Raw genomic sequence first — 1,665 nt, forward strand, 5'->3', positions numbered from 1 at the left:
GCGCGCGCGTGGCGGGCGATCGGCCTGTGTCCAATCTCTTCGATCGGCCCGATTGCGAGCGAAACAGCCCATGGCGCGCGGATCGCCCTTTCGGAGATCGCAAGACGAGCATGACCGCTGCGGCCGTAGCCGCCAGCCAAACGAGAATCGCGGCGGCAGTCCAGCTCGTTACTTCGTTGGTCCAGATAAGCAAAAGCGTCATGACAAAAGCCACGGTTACGCCGATCGTCGAGCGCATACCGACTCCGTTTTTTTGCCCCGCTTCCCTTGTAGTGACAAATTCGGAGCTTTTTGCAAGTCTCGTTGCATCCATTTCACCCCGAGGGAGTTAAGCCGCCAGCGGCTGATCCAGCTGGTCTAATGAAGGGGTGTTCTATGAACCGTCGATTGCCAACACACCTTGCGGCGCTTGCCGCCCTGATCGCTGTTTCAGGCTGCGAGACGACCGCGCCTCCCCTGGCAGTCGATGCGAGCTCGTCCCTGCAGGGCTATCGCCTCGGAGCGGGCGACCGGCTGCGCATCACGGTGTACAACGAGCCAGCGCTAACCGGCGAATTCGCACTCACCGACAGTGGCTCGCTTGCCTTCCCCTTGATCGGCGACGTGCCGGCCGATGGGAAGAGCATCGTCGAGTTGCGCGACATGCTCACCACAAAACTCGGTTCAGGCTATGTCGCCAATCCGAAGGTGAGCGTCGAAGTGGTCAACTATCGCCCCTATTATATCCTCGGGGAAGTGGGGCGCGCCGGTTCATATCCCTTCGTCGCCGGTCTCACCGTCAGTCGAGCGATCGCGATGGCGGGCGGTTATTCCACGCGCGCCAATACCAACACGGTCTTCATCAAGCGAGAAAATGATCCCGTCGAACGCTCGATCGCAATCAAGAAGACAGACGTGAAGATTCTGCCGGGCGATCTGATCCGCGTAGGCGAACGCTACTTCTGACATCTGCCCTGACACTGCCCCTGCCCGTCCGCCTGCCAGTGCGGATGGACGGCTTGGCATGCTTGATGCGCATCGCACACTAGCGCCTGCTTGCCGTGCTCCCCAGGCCGGCCACCTCGCCAATCCCATATGATGCACCAGCGAAGCGGTGGGGGTTGCTGTCGCGGAGACATGGTCGATTGCCGCCATCACAGTCGGCCGGAAATCTCCGCCGCAGACACAGCTTTTCGCGCTTCGACATGCATCATAGATCAAAGAAATGTGCGAATTCCGAACGCCTGGTTGAGCTGTCTGAGCGGCAGAAATTTGGCGGTACGGCGCGCATCGTTCCGGGATCAAAGCGCTAGATTGTTGCGGTGCGACAACGTCGAATGGGGCGCGCTGAGGGATCAATCGAGCGGAACCATTCCAAAGTATTTCCGTTAGATTGCGAGCCTTATGAAGGGAGCGTAATGAAGGGGCTCCCTTCGGACCCGGCGCCTTGTGGAATTTCTCGCTGCGTGTGCGAACGCATCGGGCAGCCTCAAAGCCGACAGGTCGCTGGCCTGCTGAGTGCGACGTAAAACAAATCGGGCGAAAGCCTTCGAGTCCGCAGGGATGACGAATGTCCAAGGTGGAAAAAAGGGTCGATCTCATTTGCGCGGACCTTGATCGCCGCGCCGTCGCCCGGCCAAGCCGGGAGCGACAGGGACAGTGGCATCCCGGCCAACGTGCTGGTGC

Annotated in this window: 2 protein-coding genes; one reads left to right on the forward strand and one right to left on the reverse strand. The window is 60.2% G+C overall.

The annotated features are described in order from the left end of the window. A partial coding sequence (locus AC1DPF_RS18945; RefSeq protein WP_477962946.1) for a hypothetical protein occupies positions 1-238 on the reverse strand: 238 nt, incomplete at its 3' end. Between the two features lie 137 nt (positions 239-375). Between AC1DPF_RS18945 and AC1DPF_RS18950 the strand changes: the two genes are divergently transcribed. Then, complete coding sequence (locus AC1DPF_RS18950) at positions 376-945, forward strand: polysaccharide biosynthesis/export family protein (protein WP_477867333.1); 570 nt, start codon at positions 376-378, stop codon at positions 943-945. The last annotated feature ends 720 nt before the right edge of the window (positions 946-1,665 follow it).

This window comes from Rhizorhabdus sp. P4_G6, assembly GCF_056401045.1.

What these genes read in the sequence shown, in the direction of transcription:
- AC1DPF_RS18950 (WP_477867333.1), top strand. Translation starts at nt 376, where the DNA reads ATGAACCGTCGATTGCCAACACACCTTGCGGCGCTTGCCGCCCTGATC.